9 protein-coding genes are annotated in these 17,740 nt (G+C 34.7%); 5 read left to right on the top strand and 4 right to left on the bottom strand.

The annotated features are described in order from the left end of the window. Positions 1-11: 11 nt before the first annotated feature. Positions 12-278, top strand: a complete 267-nt coding sequence (locus T367_RS0111540) for a hypothetical protein (RefSeq protein ID WP_027419987.1) — start codon at positions 12-14, stop codon at positions 276-278. Between the two features lie 127 nt (positions 279-405). Here the strand turns inward: T367_RS0111540 and T367_RS0111535 are convergent, their stop codons facing one another. From T367_RS0111535 to T367_RS0111525, 3 genes are all read right to left on the bottom strand, one after another. After that, a complete protein-coding gene (locus tag T367_RS0111535; protein WP_027419986.1) occupies positions 406-4,542 on the bottom strand; it encodes an FG-GAP-like repeat-containing protein in 4,137 nt (1,378 codons plus the stop codon). A 54-nt stretch (positions 4,543-4,596) separates the two neighbouring features. Then, positions 4,597-5,868: a T9SS type A sorting domain-containing protein gene (locus T367_RS0111530; protein ID WP_084274403.1), complete on the bottom strand. Its 1,272-nt coding sequence runs from the start codon at positions 5,866-5,868 to the stop codon at positions 4,597-4,599. A gap of 165 nt (positions 5,869-6,033) precedes the next feature. Further along, positions 6,034-6,780: a hypothetical protein gene (locus tag T367_RS0111525; RefSeq protein WP_027419984.1), complete on the bottom strand. Its 747-nt coding sequence runs from the start codon at positions 6,778-6,780 to the stop codon at positions 6,034-6,036. 236 nt (positions 6,781-7,016) lie between these two features. Between T367_RS0111525 and T367_RS0111520 the strand changes: the two genes are divergently transcribed. Further along, complete coding sequence (locus T367_RS0111520) at positions 7,017-7,436, top strand: hypothetical protein (protein ID WP_027419983.1); 420 nt, start codon at positions 7,017-7,019, stop codon at positions 7,434-7,436. Positions 7,437-7,589: 153 nt separating this feature from the next. Here the strand turns inward: T367_RS0111520 and T367_RS0111515 are convergent, their stop codons facing one another. Then, positions 7,590-10,553, bottom strand: a complete 2,964-nt coding sequence (locus T367_RS0111515; protein WP_027419982.1) for a DUF7948 domain-containing protein — start codon at positions 10,551-10,553, stop codon at positions 7,590-7,592. Between the two features lie 630 nt (positions 10,554-11,183). Here T367_RS0111515 and T367_RS25560 point away from each other — a divergent pair. From T367_RS25560 to T367_RS0111500, 3 genes are all read left to right on the top strand, one after another. After that, positions 11,184-13,250, top strand: coding sequence for a polysaccharide lyase family 7 protein (locus T367_RS25560; protein WP_035843425.1), 2,067 nt, complete (start codon positions 11,184-11,186; stop codon positions 13,248-13,250). A gap of 34 nt (positions 13,251-13,284) precedes the next feature. After that, complete coding sequence (locus T367_RS0111505; protein ID WP_027419980.1) at positions 13,285-13,632, top strand: cupin domain-containing protein; 348 nt, start codon at positions 13,285-13,287, stop codon at positions 13,630-13,632. 968 nt (positions 13,633-14,600) lie between these two features. Next, positions 14,601-17,732: a SusC/RagA family TonB-linked outer membrane protein gene (locus T367_RS0111500; protein ID WP_245593043.1), complete on the top strand. Its 3,132-nt coding sequence runs from the start codon at positions 14,601-14,603 to the stop codon at positions 17,730-17,732. Positions 17,733-17,740: the final 8 nt, after the last annotated feature.

Here is a 17,740-nt window from a genome sequence, read left to right as displayed (position 1 = left end):
AAAAAAACACTATGAAAAATTTAATTATAATTCTTGGGTTCATATTGCTTTTATTAGGCTGTTCTAAAAAGGATGCTATTGTACCAAAAGAATATCAAGGAAATTGGATAGGTGAAGAAAAAGTTTTAGTATTTACTTATAAGCATTATCTCAATATTAACGACCATGGGAGTGGAAATTATAAAAGTGAAGGAACTTTTGGTAAAGATTATTCTGGTACTGTAACGTTAAATGGTTCGGAATTGAAAATATCTAGACATACTTTTAATGTTGATTAAGCACCGACATTATGCGAAGGCAGTACCGACAAATACGAAATGATTTTAGATGGAATAACTTTAAAGAGGTGATATTCTCTATTGAAGATTAACCATAATAACAGTAATAAACATTAATTTTATAAAGCTACTCAACCACCAACTTCGTACTCATTAGCTTTTCTGATTCGGGACTGTAAAAAGACAAAATATAAACCCCAACGCCTAATTGTTCTTTCTTAATTTCTAAACTAGTACCAGTGACATTTTCATTTCTGTAAACCTCTTTGCCTAGAATATCGTGAATAAGGATGGTGTGGTTTTCGGTAAGTGGTTCGTTGAAATTGATTGTTGTGTAATTACTGAAGGGATTGGGGAAGATTGTGAAATTCTCATGATTTAATTTAGAAACACCTAAACATGACACCACCGAAATTAGAATAGAATCTTTTGAGGAACATCCATTTTCATCCGTCAGTGAATAATAAATTGTATGATCACCTATCCCAGCTTCGTTTGGTTGAAATATATTACTTGCCATCCCTGCCCCACTAAAAACACCATCAGTTGGCATTGCAGAAAGCTCTACAGGACCACTCTCCAAGCAGACAATTTCTTCATCAATATCATCAATAAAGATAACTGGAAGATCAAACACGATTAATTCTTGTATTAGAATTGAGTCGCATCCGGTAACAGATATAAGTGTATCGTAATAAGTTCCGGAAAACATAAAATAATCACCAGAAAAGAACAAGCTATCTCCAGAGCAAATTTCAGCACCAACAAGATTGTTTATTTCTTTTGGTATCACCATCAATTCAAAAGTTGTATCTGTTGCGCAAAAATCTGTGGCTATACTTAAAGTAATATTAAAAGTACCAGCGGTATCTGCCATCCATGAAACATTTGGCTCATTTTCTTCCATGAACTCATCTATTGTCCATAAATAATCGATTGTGGAAGGAGCATTGATGAGTTCAGCTTCCCAAAAATAATCCTCGCAAACCACGGAATCCCCGTTTAATAATGAAAGTACTGATTCACAATCATATAATGTATTGATTTTTGTATTAGTAACAACCGCGGGGTTTGCGTCAAAATAGATATTAGCGGTATTATAAATACTTGTTCCTGGATCTAATCCTTCGTTCAAATGAATTCGATACCGCACATAGCCATGACTTGCGGGTTCATCCACGATACTGTCAGGGAGCATAATATTTTCAAAACGAAACTCCACTTCTCCATCATAATTTACTTCGACATCCATAAAATGACTGGTTGACAGTAACTCTATCGACTCCCAATTGAGATTTGTGTCTAGCTGATCGGATATTATTACAGTAAATGCGGTATCCGAACCAGTGTTTTGGAACCTGATGGTATAATCAAGCTCAGTTACACCTATTGGAATATAGCCTAAGTTATCCGTTCCTGCAGGAGTAGCTATTTTATCATTTGGATCATAGGCACACCTCAGAATTTGTTCCAATTCCGCTGTTGTGGAAAACACCATTCCTTCTAATGAATCAACCGTTGAAAAAAGAGTGCTTGTTAACGTATCTCCTTCACTTAAAAAGTCCGGCATTTGAACGTGCAGATTAATTTGATAGTTCGAAAAATACATTAAACTATCGAAGGACCAATAAATATTTTGACCAACTATGGAGTCAGGTGTTATAGCTGATGAAATATAGGTTAAACTGTCATCAAGCGTAAGTTTAATTTTTCCTGATGGAACTGTAGTTCCGATATTTTCAATATTGAGCCAATAGTTTACTTCTTGATTACATCTTGGAAAACCTCCGACGATATCGGCTGTTATAGCATCAAATACTGTATCAGGGTAGAACCCAAAATCAAGACTGTCCACTGCCGTAAAAAAATCACCAATAAAAATGGAATAAGTTAACGAATCCGTAACGACACTCCAATGTTCAATTTCATTTGGGGCTAATAAGTATGTTCCACTTGTATCAACGAAATTCATGAAATAAGCGCCACTTGGTGCTGTAAAAGCAAAGTCGCTTTCAGGCGTAGTACTTACATTAGTATAACTCATTCCTACGTCAGCTGAATCCAGGAATCCGTTTAAATTAAGATCAACAAACAAATTTCCCTTTATCTGTAAATTTGAATAATATAAATTCTCGTATATAGCCAAATAATCATCATTTATTGAAACGACTCCAGGATCAACATCTCCGTCTTCGTCAAAATCTGCCCCAAAAATCATGTAAGCATCAGCAGAAGCAACGAATATATATTCATCACTAAATGTCCCACCCCCAAAATTTTCGAACCAACCAAACTCCTCTGCCAGGACGTAATTTGAAACCACTCCTATATCTTGATCACCGTCTGCATCTAAATCCATCACTTTCAAACCTTTGCCCAATTCTGGTCCAGGCCCAACATAGATTGGGTCTCCAAACGTCCCTCCATCATTTGGATACCAATAAACCTCAGAATCACCAAACCATACCATTGAAGCTAAATCTATTTGACCATCTCCATTAATATCACCAAAATCAAGGTCAATCTGATCATTTGGCAATTCGGCGATTAGTTCTAAAGGACCAAAACTCACACCGTCCAAATTTTCAAAATAAAATAGTTCTAAAGTCACACTTGAAAAAGAAAAAATTTCTTTATCTCCATCATCATCTGAATCGAATGAAAGAATATCAACTAGATCAAGGAGTCCTTCCAATAAAATTATAGGTGATCCAAATACACCCTCTCCCTCATTCATAAAAGCAAGAATTTTATCATTCAATGCACAAAGGACATCCGCAAATCCATCTCCATTTAGATCATCAACCACTAAAACTTGCTCTGATTCAATTTCATCATAAATTAGTTGTGGATCACCAAAATTTCCCTCCCCATCATTCTCCAACCATAATAACTCATCTGCAATAAAATCTGTCAAAACCACATCCACATAACCATCTCCATTAATATCTCCAGCCCCCACTAATAAAGCATTTAATTCGTCTTCCAAAACAATTCTTTGATCGAAACCTGTTGCTCCCGTATTACGGACGTATTCTACTTTTTTATTTTGTACATACAGGACATCAATATGTCCATCCGAATTTAAATCGGTCGTGATTACCTCTTTAATTATTCCATGCACTGAATTATTGATAAAACCAACATCTTCGAACGTGCCACCACCATTATTTTTTAGTAAAATTATATCACCACTACCTCCAGCCCCGTCATCAACTCTTGAAGTAACCAAATCAATATTTTCATCTCCATCCGCATCCAATATTCGAATTACATTGCAATTATTAGGATTATCAATTATAACAGCATCTCCAAAATCTAAACCATCAAACGGATAACCTTTTATAACATCTCTATAAGAATCTGCGGTTAAAACATCCAGATAACCATCTTCATTATAATCAAATAGTTCAAGGTCATTGTAAACAGGCCAGGAACTACTATTAATCAACTCCAGAGTAAATGCTCCTGTACCGTCATTTTCATAATATGCAACCTTTGTATAATATTCACCATTACTACCACTAGCAACTAAGTCCATATCACCATCTCCATCTACATCTCCTGAAACTATGTAACTTCCATCCGGAAGGGAACCATCAATTTCAGTTTGAGGACCAAATACACCTGCGCCATCATTTTCGTACCATGCAACTTTGTCTCTATACACAACAGCCACATCATAATCTCCATCTCCATCCAAATCACTCGTACAAAGCTCATTTGGATACCCTTCGTAAACACCAAGATATGTCATATATTCCAAATTTCCTTCGCCATCATTAGAAAACCAAATTACTCTAGGTGCTCCTATGGCAGTCACAACTACATCTAAGTCTCCATCTCCATCTATATCTGCAACATCAACACCTTTACCATTCAATGATAAAACTAAAACTGCATCTCCAAACATTCCGGCTTCAGCCCCAAATACTCTATACAATCCATCTCCATCTACAAATATCAAATCTGTAAACCCATCAGCATTCAAATCGGCATTAACAAGCCCAGTCAGACCATTTGCAGCAGTAATATACCTTCCCAATTGAAATTCATATTCTCCTACGTTTTCATACCATAAAATATTTTTCCAGTATCCGGCGACATAATCCTCGTCTCCATCTCCATCTATATCAAAATTATTTATGGCGTAAGGAGAACTATAATTTGCCACAAGCTTCTCTGCTTCTCCAAACTGTGAAAATAAAGCATTGGAAAATACTAATAATAGTATCAGGAATAGGTTATTTACAATCGTTTTCATAGGTTAAAACTAAAAAATGAAATTATGTTCATCTTAATATATTCTTTTAATATTTTACTCCACTACCAATTTCGTACTCAACAATTTTTCAGCTGTGGAGCCGTAAAAAGACAAAATGTAAACACCTACACCGAGCTGTTCTTTCTTAATTTCTATGCTTGAACCGGTAACAGTCTCATTTCGGTACACTTCTTTCCCCAGCACATCATAAATGAAGATGGTGTGGTTATCAGTAAGCGGTTCGTTGAAATTGATTCTGGTGTAGTCGCTGAAGGGATTGGGGAAGATTTTAAAATTATTTACTCGCATATCTACTTCAAGACTAACATAATCATTATAAGTGACTTTTACAGGAGCGCCCAGATCATAACATCTATCTCCATCCCTATCCCAATGAATGGCTCCATTATCATTTATTCCGTTAGCGATATTACCGTTCCCACCAACTCCATCATCTGCAGTAAACGGAACAAAATAATAAGTTCCATAACCCAGTTCACGAACAATAGGACTGGCCGCATTATTAACATCATATATATCCTCAAAAGGTAACATCAAACCTGTAAACCTCAAATCTTCCATAGGATTAGACGTTACAGGTGTATCTGTATAAATTAACCAAATAATTTGTGATGAATAAATACCATCTCCCCCGTCAATGAATGATATGCTGTCCAATGGCAATACAAAATCGTCATTTGAAATGATGTGAAAATTATCCCCACTATATAATTCTATTTCATCATCAAGATCAATGATTTCTCTATTGTGTTTACCATTGAATGTACCAACATCAACTATACATAGTTCGGGAATATCGCATTCAAAATCTCCAGTTCCTCCAATTTTTGCCACAGTAATATCCTGAACTACCATTGCATAATTGGTAATCATAAACACATACACTTCACCGACAATACCCGCTGGAATTTCTGGTGTTTCGAAAAATGTTGCGGAATAACTACAATCAACGATGGGCGAATTGATAGAATCACCTAAAGTTCCGCAATTACTTCGTGCATCAAACAAATTTGCAAATGGGCCCCAAATAATAAAATCGATATCGCTTCCGGCTGAAAGTTCCAGTTCAATATTTCCTGAAACAGAAATTTCTAAAAAATACCAGTTAGGATTTGGTTGTGATGCTAAACAGCCGTAATCATTACCAATCTCTGCATCCTCTCCAATTCCAGCAGTATAAGAAAGCCCTTCATCCGAACAAATAATTTCCATTTCGGAACAAATTTCTCCTCCTTGTGTAAATCCCATGCAAGAGATAAATGAAGTAATTAAAATTAATAATTGACGAGACATCATGTTTTTCATAGGACTAACATAAGCTCATTTTCGCAGACAAGTATTAAAAAGACTAGTCTAAAACAACTTATATCAGTTAGGTTATCATGCGCAATATACGAGATTTCTCTCAAACACACTTAAGTCTATCAAACTTTGAATTCGTCAATATGAGCTGTAAATGAAATAATAAGCTTAAAATATATCATCTCCATAACTGTTCACCAACTCTACCTGACAATCGTTGGTCACATTAATTGTCCAATAATGAAAGTGCGGTTCACCTCTGCCATCTAGTACACCATATGAGAATTGAAATTGAGATACATCTCCTATTTTTTTTAGTTCTATTTTATTAAAATCATCAGGAACTGGTCTTGCCAAAGAATAGGCGGAATCAATATCTGGATATTGGGTTAAGCGATCAATAATAAAGGGGATATTGTAAAACTCTTCAGCGTATAAACCCACTTCCAACGAATCCCATTCGTAAGGATAAGTATTGAAGTTTAAATCATTTATAATGTATTTTAAAAAGTCGTTTTCTATTGATTGGAAGTCGTTTAGAAATTGTTCTTTTAATGCTGATGTACTGAATCGAATCACAAAATCGCGCAGTCCCACACTAGCTTTTTTATAAACATGTGTATTATGAATTAATTTGTAATAGCTACTGTCACTCTCTTGAATCTTATTGTAAATTGCAGACAACTTTCCCAAATAACAATTATAGATTGATTCATCAATTTTGTGATTTGTGAATCCGGAAGTCGCCTTTATTTCCTCATAAGCAAAAGCATACGCACTCAATTTAAATCTATCTGTACTTTCATCTGAAATTTCATATGCACAACACGCGCTTATTGAATGATCATCTTTACGACACCCCACCATCGATAAGAGAACAAAAAATGCAATAGAATTATTTAATAAAACTTTCATAATTAAAACATTCCCCAAGATTAATTATGTAGACAACTGCTAATTATGTATTTACGTTAATATAATCAATTTATTGTTCGGATTCATTAATTGATTGTTCGTAGATGAACTAGAATAAGAAGGAGGCGGTATTTGGAATTATTTGGATGATTAATAACGATCAGACCGAACATGCGTCCGCCTCAGGAGCATAAAAGCGCGACGAGCCTAATATTTTGAGAAAAATAAAAAAAGAGTTGCCAAAACTGAGAACTTTCGAAATTGATAAAGCAGGTGTTATTCATGTGATTTTTATGGGAGGCATTACATCAAACGACCGTATAATTTACCGTTTTAATAATAAGAATGAGTGGTCCAAACCTCAAACCCTAGAACGTAAAGGCAACAAAAGATTTGGAAATTGCCTAAAAATTGATGGAGATGATAATGTGCATGTAATCTATCGCGTACAGAAAAGCCGCAGCAACGCATTGAGCATAAGTCGAGATCCAGCACAACTTTGTTATGCAACAATAAAGAACAACAAGTGGCTAATAAACGAATTAAAATCAGATACTGGGTGGTACAGTACTATGGCTATTGACAAAGATAATATAGTTCACTTTGTTTATATATGCACCGAAGATAACGCAAACAAATTCGTCGCACTTTCGTAAATCATCAAAAATATTTGAACTTTTCAGGTGTCAGAATTCACTAAAATTTATGGTTGGTTCTCAAGTATTGGTCTTGAACCATTTTATAACCATTATATAATGTAAGTCCATCATCATTGCTTTTTTTTAACTGAAATTCAAAAATTTTTCATTTTATCTAACGATTAGTTTCGTCGTATAGATTTCATTAGAATTTGAATTGTACAAAGAGAGAATATATGTGCCTGAAGCAAAATTTTCATTCTTAATTTCTATTCTAGTTCCTGTAATATTATCCACCTGATATACTGATTGGCCAAGTGAATTATAAATCACGATACGCGACGGGTCAACTAATTCTCTACCGAAAGTAACAACAGTAGAATTTTTAAACGGATTAGGATAGATAATAACATTATCCAATTGGTTTGATTCGATATCTAAACAATGTAGAATATTTATTGTTATTGTGTCGGTTGCAATACATCCCGCACTGTCAATTCGAACCCAAAATTCACCTGAAAATTCTGGATAGAAAAATGGTTCAGAACTACCATCCTGCCAATAATTATCTGCTTCTGGATGTCCTGAATAGAGCGTATCAGTAGCGTGTTCGCAAATACTAGTATCGGCACCTAAATCCAAAACCGGCTCTACATTATAGTCAGGTATAAAAACACTGTCACTGAAAAGTGTGGCGCAACCGCTTGTCACCGTTACATTATAATAACCGCTAAGTTTACCTTCAATAGTATTTGAACTATCTGCTGTAGTTATCGTCTCTCCTGAGCTCCAGACAAAAGTTTTCGGGCAATCAGAACCATCGCTAAGATTCACTGTAGCAGAGCCAACACCAGAGGAACATGTATCGGAAATTACTTTAAAAACACCTTCCAATTGATTAAATGAAAACTTTGTAATCCCTAAATTATCACCTAAACTAGGTGTATCATCAAAATAACTTCCAAGTCCAGGATTTACTAGTGGGTATGTATCCCCATCGATTAGAGGATCATCAAACACACGTTCTCCTGCAATATAGATATTCGAATTATTATCTAAGGCCATAGCTTCACGAAAATCTGCATTCGCACCACCTAAAAAAGTCGACCATATTAAAGTACCGAACGTATTAAACTTCGCAACAAAAAGATCAGTACTACCATTTGCAGTGGAATCAGAAGTTCCATAACAATCATTTATTATTGGCATCTCAACAGATGTAGTATTGAATGATATGTATAAATTGCCACATTGGTCAAATTCAAGGTTATCAAAACTGCCCGTATTTTCAAATGATTCTCCACCAAAATAAGTTCCCCAGGTCCGATTTCCAAATCTATCAAATTTAACGATTGTCATATCATAAGCACCTCCCCATGTTTCGTCAAAATAAGTACCTGCATCTAAAACAGGAAAATCAATTGAAGTGGTCATCCCTAAAACAGCGATATTGTTATTATGATCCGCTCCAATACTCCTTAAATAATTCCTTTCATTATTCCCTCCATAACATGTTGCCCAAAGTCTTGTACCATCATTATCAAATTTCAATATAAAACCTTGGCTGATTGATGTTAATATAAATTCTTGAAAATAGGTTCCGGCATCAAAAGTCGCAAATTCAGGACTGTTCGTAAAACCAGTAACGAATACTTCATCAAAATCATTTATCGTTAAACTATAAGCTCTATCAATATATGTACCTCCGTAGCAAGACGCCCATAAGCGATTGCCCATATTATCAAATTTAAGCAGAAACACATCTTCACTCGCATTGTAATCTTCAAAATAGGTTCCGGCGTCATCGAGTGGAAAACTTGCATCCTCGACATTTCCACAAATGAAAATATTCCCTTCCGAATCACATGCGATATCCATAGCTTTTGCCACCGTATCACCTCCATAATTAGTTGCCCATAATCGATTCCCTTCCGAATCAAATTTTAAAATCAATGCCCCTTCATCCAAATCCTGAAAGTAGGTACCATTGTCATAAACGGGACAGTCTGAAGCAGTTGTCCAGCCTGCAATAAATAAATTATAATCTTCATCAAACGCCATGCTTTCTAGCCTCGTTTCATATGTGCTTCCTCCATAATATGTCGCCCAAATAGGTACTCCTGCTTCATCAAATTTCAAAATAAATCCATGTGCCGTAGGCACCATCTCTCCTTGAAAATAAGTCCCTGCATCTACTGTTGGAAAATTTGTTCCTCCATTTGCATACCCAACTATAAACAAATTATCATCATTATCGGTGTCTGCACATAGTGCACCTATTGCTCCGTCATTCCCATAAAAAGTATCCCAAACAACTTCTGGGTCAACAATTAATTCGTTTTTTATTTTTTTATTTTTTATCTTTTTAGTAATTTCCTCGTCAACATTAAAACTAAGCTGACTATCATAACCCTGAGTGATTTCATTATATTCGGATTTAAGCTTAAAGTCTGTTGAAATTAATTCCGCGTTAAAATAAGAAACGGGGGCCTTTTCTATTAAATTTCCTAATGCTGTATTGATCATTAAACTACCATCAAGTTTTAATTCAAGTTTTGTCTTAGATCTGTAGATTAATTCAATGTCATCTGGATCTGCTCCTTCGTGAAGGATAAAATCATATTTATACCCTTTTTCACTTGTATTGGTTAGTACCCAATCAATATTTGGATAAATATTTTGAATTGTTATTTTATTATAACCCTTCACTTTTTTTATGCCATCTGGACAATGACCGAGGTAATAACTGTTATCACTCTTACTTTCATCATGTTTAATTATGTTTTCTTTCGAAATAATCGCACCTTTTAACTCAAGGTCAATTCGTTCCCATTTCACTTTTTTAAGAGGTTCTTTATCTTTTACAGACTGTGCAAACAAAAACGTGATTCCTGAAGTTGTGATAAATAAATCCAATCCTGATCCAGATTTTTTAAATAAAACAAAGGGCACCAAAGTATTATCCATAGCTAACATTTGTCCACGATTCTCAATAAAATCACCTCCGCTGAAATATTCATTTAAAGCGTATGTATCCTCCACTTTTCGGTTGATAACATTGTTTTTTATTTGGGCATTCAAAGAAATTGATTGAAAAACGAGAAATAATAAAATAATACGCGTTTGAGATTTCATACAGCCTTTTTAATTAAAAAATTAGTTTACTTAAAATTAGTAAATTATTCCTAGCAATGCAATGACCATGCTTTTATCTCAAGTTCTACATTAAACGAAATCACATCTAGCCGATATCCAATTGTAAGGACCGCTGATTTAACCAACAATTATTCTTTAGTTCACAGCTTAAAAAACACATACTCGTATAAGCAAGACGTGCAATTAGATTTTTTCCGAATAACAAATTACTGAAATAACAAAGCTTTTAATGATAGCAAGAAGGTTCCGGCTTCCGATCAGCAAAGTGGATGAAGCGAACATGCGTCCGCCTCAGGAGTATAAAAGCGCGACGAGCCTAATATTTTGCTCAAAAACATACATGAGGAACAATTTTAGGAATTTTGCATAGCAATTCGAACCCTACCTGCATTAAACAGGGAAATACAAACATTATTATGATGCTATTTATAATCATTAAAGAATGCACCTGTTTTAGAATAACAGGTAGAATAAATTGCATATTAAATTTATATTAATATATTTGGTAAACCAATTTGGTAAACCAATTGAATATAGGTTTTACTAAATTCTAGAAAAAACAAATCATTCAATTGGTTGCGTTAAACCACTATTAGTAAATTATTAAAGATGAGCATAAAAATTCTTATATCGAGAACTACTCTCAGTTTATTATTGACCAGCACTATTCTACTTTCACACAGCTGTAACAATTCAAACGCAGAAAAAAAAGACAATACAGAAACTTCTACAACGACAACTACTCCCAATGATGTAATTCCATTTTTTGAACATTGGAATCTAATCTTGGGTGACGGTTCAAATGTTGGACAAGCTACCAATTATACAGATGAAAATTACTTCTTCACCGAAAATGACGACAAAGGTGATTGGGTAGTATTCAAATCACCTAATGGAGGAAATACGCATGGTACTTCAAACAATACAAGAACAGAACTAGCGCAGCTAAAAAAGTGGACAGCTATGACTGAAAACAAAATGAATGCGACCCTTAAAGTAATGAATGTTTCAGAAAGTGGCGATCCTCGTGTAGCAGCTACATTCGCCGTTGTTGTTGGCCAGATTCACAGTGCTGATGGTCATGAAAATGAACCACTAAAAATATTTTATAAAAAATTCCCTGGTCAAACAAAAGGTTCGGTATTCTGGAATTATGAAATTAATACCGCAGGTGATGATAATTCACAACGATGGGATTATTCTTACCCAGTATGGGGACATGATTTCGCTGTCACTGCAAATGAAGACAATACCTATCCTTCTGAGCCTGAAGATGGAATTACATTAAATGAAGAATTTAGTTATGAGGTAGATATTAAAGATGGCATGATGTACCTAACATTTAAAAGTGAAGGTCACGAAACTAAAACATTTACTAAAAATCTTATTTCCTCTGAATATACAAGACCTTCAGATTTGCCAGAGCAAGTAAAGAATATTTTTGTACCAATAGGACAAGACGGAGTTGAAGTTCCGGATGGTTATGCTAATGAGGGACTTTTCTTTAAATTGGGATGTTATAATCAAACCAATGGAAAAGATCCTAAAACCAATAAAGTCTGGTGTTCGGGTGCTGAAACTCATGATGGAGATCTTCAAAAACAATATGAAGATGGTAATTATGCGGAAGTATGGTTTAAATCAGCTAGTATTACTATAAGTGAAGATGCCTATTCGAATGCTGGCTATTTTGCAGCGAATGATGACTTAAGTAAAAAAAGAGTTACACCGCATGAGGTTATACCATTCATGGACAAATTCAAAATCATGTTAGGAGATGGCGAAACAATTGAAGATTTGGTTGATTTTGAAAATAAAGATTTCTTTTACACCGTAATTGATGGAACGAGACGATGGGTCGTTTATAAAACGCCAAATTCGGGCGTTACTTCGGCAAATTCTAAAAACACAAGAACAGAATTACAAGAAAAAAGAGAATGGACACCTGAACAAGGAGGAAAACTAACTGGCACATGTAAAGTTATGCATGTCTCTACTACTGGAAATGCCAAAGTTGCTGCCTCATTCGCAACCGTTGTTGGACAGATTCATAGCGGAGAGGGACATGAAAACGAACCAATCAAAATATTTTACAAAAAATTTCCAGGGCACGAAAAAGGGTCAGTGTTTTGGAATTATGAAATCAATACTGCAGGCGATGATAATTCTAAAAGGTGGGATTACTCTTATCCTATTTGGGGATATGATATGTCTGTAGTTGGTTCAAGCGAAAATGAATACCCCGTTGAACCTGCTGAAGGTATAGAGTTAGGCGAAGAATTTAGTTATGAAATAAATGTTTATGAAGGCATCATGTATCTTACATTCTGGTCAGAAGGACATGAGACTAAGACATTCGTTAAAAATCTGATTAAATCAGCATACGTTAATAAATCAGACATACCTGATCAGGTTAAGAAATTGTTCGTACCAATAGGACAAGACGGAACGGAACGTTCGAATGCTTACAGCGGAGAATTGATTTATTTTAAACAGGGTGCATACAATCAAACCAATGGAAAAAAATCAGAAACGAATTTCGTCTGGTGTACAGGTGCTGAAACTTACGGCGGAGATATCATGAAACAGTACAAGAATGACTGTTATACAGAAGTTTGGTTCAGAGAAGGAACAGTGGGACCAGGAACACCTCCAAAAAAGTCTCAATCAAAATAATCAGATATTTATAACTTATAAAAAACAATTTTAAATGAAAACATTTGGAGCTAGTAAAGAATTTGTGTTAGACCAAGACCTAGAATGGGAAACTGTAGGAGAAGGTGTAAAACGCAAAATTATGACTTTTGATGATAAAATAATGCTTGTTAAAGTACATTTTAAAGAAGGCGGAATAGGCTACAAACACGAACACTACCATTCACAAGTAACATATGTAGAAAGTGGAGAGTTTGAGTTTTCTATTGGGGAAGAAACCAAAATGGTAAAAGGGGGTGATTCAGTTTATATACCACCACATATATTACATGGTGCAATCTGCAAAAAAGAAGGTATACTAATTGATGTATTTAGTCCTATTAGAGAAGATTTCATGGTATAAAAAATAGGGATAGTTAATAACTTGTATGATCGCTTAAAATACGAATCACTCCCCTAATACTTTCTAAAATATTGATTTTCCATTGCTTTTAGCCAGGCAATATTTACACCCAATTTATTTTTGAATTGGGTGTTTTTTTTTGTCATTCATTTCATCTAATCACAATCCTATAAAAAAAAGTGAATAGTAATTTTAAAAGTTTTAACGTTTGGATGAACAATTGTATGAGTTACCAACCCTTTCTAATTGCAGTCATCATAGATCACTGTAGCCTGTCAACAGGATCAATTGACGCTATTTCAATTGTCTAGTCTAAAAAAAGTTAGTAATCATTTTGACATATAAAACGGGGTATTAATAGCAAATTGAAACACACATGGTCTCAGCTACCTCTATTTTTTTTTACTCAAGAGAATCAATTCACTTAGCATTAGTTATAAAAATGCCATTCGCATTCAATTGTGGAATGTTACGTTTAAAGGTCCAAATTATTGCCTAACTCTTATCGATTTTCGACAATTGAGGTGTAAATCATTCATTTTTCTATCAATACTTTAGGAAAAAACAGCGAAACCATCAAATTATCACCGATATTCCCCCCAAGCCACTTCACTTTTTAAAATTAGATAACGGTTACCTTCAACAACCAAAACACCTATCTCCACAACTCTTTTACAGTGTGTTAGCTCAATCAAAAACAAATCTACAAACACTATTCAAGTACAATAAAAGTCGATATAATTCAACATATAAAATTATTTCTTCCTATTTATTAAAAAAATGTTAAATAATTTAATATATTTGGATAACCAATCTGGTAAACCAGTTTGGTTGGCCAATTCGCGAGGCAGAAAAAATATAATATTTAAACCTACTTTTGTGTGCGTTTTCTCGAACAAAAGTTTGATACAGTCACTTGTATTAAAAAGGTTTATTCACACGAAAACAATTATATTATGAAATTAAAAATGATAATTATAGTAGTGTTTTTACTATTATTTAGCGCAGTAAACTTTGCTCAAGATGGTAAAACACTCACTGGTCAAGTCTTTGGCACAAATAATTCAACCATACCAGGTGCCGTCGTCAAAGTTTTAGGGACTTCAAAAGGTGTTAAAACGGATTTCGATGGAAATTATAAAATTAAAGTTAAAACAGGTGATAGTCTACGCTTTTCTTTTATTGGCTACATTCCTCAAACTATAGCATATCAAGGTCAACAAACTTTAGATATAAATTTGGTAGAAAAGACTTTAGATGAGGTGATTGTTGTAGGATATGGAACACTAAAAAAATCACACAATACAGGAGCAATTTCAAGTCTTAAAGGAACTGATGTTACAGCTATCCAATCAACTCGAGTAGATGAAGCATTAGCGGGCAAGTTGTCCGGTGTTCTCATTCAAAATCAAGACCCAGAACCTGGTGCCGCTCCAAAAATTCAAATTCGAGCTGCCTCCTCTCTATCGGGAGATTCGGGACCACTAATCATCGTAGATGGGTACCAAATTTCAGGAGATTTAGCGACTATAAATTCGTTTGATATCGAAAGTATTGAAATATTAAAAGATGCAGCATCCGCAGCTATTTATGGTGCAAATGGTGCAAATGGTGTAATTCTAGTTACCACTAAAAAAGGAAAGCCAGGTAAGACGGAATACAGTTATAACACCTATATAAGTATAGCTCAAAAATATCGAGATAATATTTTAAAATCGGGTCCAGAATGGGGCACGTATTCTCGCGAACAAATTGCTGCTGGTAATTGGGATGTCTCCGAACTAGACCCCGCATTTGTTGATTATAGATTATCGGCATATGAAAATTCGCCAGGTGCAATTAGTCCTGAAGATTGGTTATTTAGAACAGGTATTTCGACGAACCACAATTTTAATATGCGTGGTGGTTCTGAAAACGCTAGATATTATGGATCTGTAGGTTATCAAAACACCGAAGGAGTAGCAATTACTCAAGCTTATGAACGATTCAATGCACGCTTAAATTTAGATCTTAAATTAAGTGAAAAACTAGACGCAGGACTTAGTTTCAATGGGTTTGTATCTAAAAGAGACATGTTAGCTCATGATATGCGAGATCTATTAAGAGCATATGGTGTACATCCTATCTATCATACAGAAGAATCTATTGCCTATGTAAAGCAATTAAATTCTGAAGCAATCGGCCTAGGCTTACCATCATTCGATGAAGGTTATCGAGGAGGTGTTGGTCCAACTAGTATAAATGATTTACAGGTTGGTGACCCAGTTGATGATTGGCATTACGGTAGATCAAATAATGGTATTGGTGGTTCAGGTGATGCAGGTCCTGCCCAAAAGCTTGATAACGCACAGAGATGGCAAAAAACATATTTTGCAAACCTTGTTGCCTATTTACAATATGAAATTACTGATGGTTTAACTTTAAAAACTATTTTAGGGGGAGACTTAAACAATGTAGAAGATTATTATTATCAAGGTTTAGCTGCAGATTCAAGAGCAAGAACAGATCAAACGGATTTGGATTTAGCCAATAGAAATGCTACTTCTATCTTAAGTACAACTACACTAAACTACAACAAGTTACTTGGCAAACATATGGTTAACGCTGTAATTGGTGCTGAGGTATTAAATAATCACATTACTGGAACTTCGTTAACGGGAACAAATGTTCCATATAGTGAAATTATTAATTTTAATTTACTTGATCCCGCAGATATAATTGTTGGCGAAACAGATGCAACCAGAGCAAGACAAAGTCTTTTCGGGAGAGCTCAATACGCGTATGACAATAGATATTTATTATCTGCATCAGTTAGAAGAGATGGTGATTCTCGCTTCGGTTCGAACAAACAGTTTGGTGTTTTTCCAGCAATGTCAGCTGGGTGGAATATGCACAACGAATCTTTTTGGAAATCAAAAAAGATAAGTCTTGTAAAATTAAGATTCAGTGTTGGTACTTTAGGAACAAGTTCTTTTTTAAATGATTATGACGCTCAGAGCTTGCTAAATCCTATTGCAACTGTTTATGGAACTGGTTTTGGTATTTCAAGTAACATAAATAACCCAGATTTAACTTGGCAAACAAATAGAGAAACAAACTACGGTATAGATGTCGGTTTTCTTAAAAACCGCATTAGAGCGAGTGTAAACTATTTTGTCTCTGATATCGAAAATATGTTAATCGGAAGTACTGTTTCTTATACCACAGTTGGACAAGCATCTATTATAAGTAATACTGGTGATATGAGGAGTTCAGGATTAGAGTTTGAAATATCTGGAACAGTGATTCAGAAGAAAAACTTTTCTTGGGATATCAATGCAAACATATCTACTGTACAAACAGAAATTACAAGTTTAGATAATGTCGAAGAATTACCGCAAATACAATATGGACAAAGCGGTAGAGGTCCAGTTTTTAGAAATTATGTAGGCGGAGAAATTGGTGAAATGTGGGGCTTAGAAACTATTGGTGACGTAGAAATGATATATATGGAAGACCCTACAAGATACACTAATAATACTTCAGGAGAATCATATGTAGTTGACCAAAATGGTGATGGTGTAATTGACAATGAAGATTTTGTAAAAATAGGATCTGCAACACCAGATTTTTATTGGGGAATAGGTACTTCTATGACTTATAAAGATTTTGATTTATCAATGCAATGGCAAGGTTCGTATGGAGCAGAAGTCTATAATATAGATCCACTTTATTACGAATCACAATGGTCAGGTTTATTGAAAGATAGTTTTGATGCCGATGATGACGGTATTGCAGATCATAATGGAAAGTATTATGTTGCAAATAGAAATCAAACAGATCACGGAATTCAAAGTGCATCATACGTAGCTTTAAGAAACATAACTTTAGGTTATACGATCAATAAAGACTGGATGACTAAAGCAGGTTTAAGCTCATTAAGAATATATGTTGCTGCAACCAACTTGTTGTATATCATGGCTAGTGACTATACTTCATATAATCCAGAAGGTGTTGAAACACAAACTACGGGTTATTTAGGACCTACTACTTACGGCATTCAAAACGGTGCAAGCCCAATTGTAAGAAGCTATACGTTTGGGATAAATGTTAATTTTTAAAAAGAGGA

Source organism: Crocinitomix catalasitica ATCC 23190 (assembly GCF_000621625.1).
Classification (GTDB): Bacteria; Bacteroidota; Bacteroidia; order Flavobacteriales_D; family Crocinitomicaceae; genus Crocinitomix; species Crocinitomix catalasitica.
The sequence above is the reverse complement of the archived record's forward strand: the minus strand, read 5'-3'. Positions and strand labels throughout refer to the sequence as shown.

Bases quoted from the DNA above. Each gene is read 5' to 3' on its own strand.
- T367_RS0111540 (WP_027419987.1), top strand. From the start codon at position 12: ATGAAAAATTTAATTATAATTCTTGGGTTCATATTGCTTTTATTAGGC.
- T367_RS0111535 (WP_027419986.1), bottom strand. From the start codon at position 4,542: ATGAAAACGATTGTAAATAACCTATTCCTGATACTATTATTAGTATTT.
- T367_RS0111530 (WP_084274403.1), bottom strand. From the start codon at position 5,868: ATGAAAAACATGATGTCTCGTCAATTATTAATTTTAATTACTTCATTT.
- T367_RS0111525 (WP_027419984.1), bottom strand. From the start codon at position 6,780: ATGAAAGTTTTATTAAATAATTCTATTGCATTTTTTGTTCTCTTATCG.
- T367_RS0111515 (WP_027419982.1), bottom strand. From the start codon at position 10,553: ATGAAATCTCAAACGCGTATTATTTTATTATTTCTCGTTTTTCAATCA.
- T367_RS25560 (WP_035843425.1), top strand. From the start codon at position 11,184: ATGAGCATAAAAATTCTTATATCGAGAACTACTCTCAGTTTATTATTG.
- T367_RS0111505 (WP_027419980.1), top strand. From the start codon at position 13,285: ATGAAAACATTTGGAGCTAGTAAAGAATTTGTGTTAGACCAAGACCTA.
- T367_RS0111500 (WP_245593043.1), top strand. From the start codon at position 14,601: ATGATAATTATAGTAGTGTTTTTACTATTATTTAGCGCAGTAAACTTT.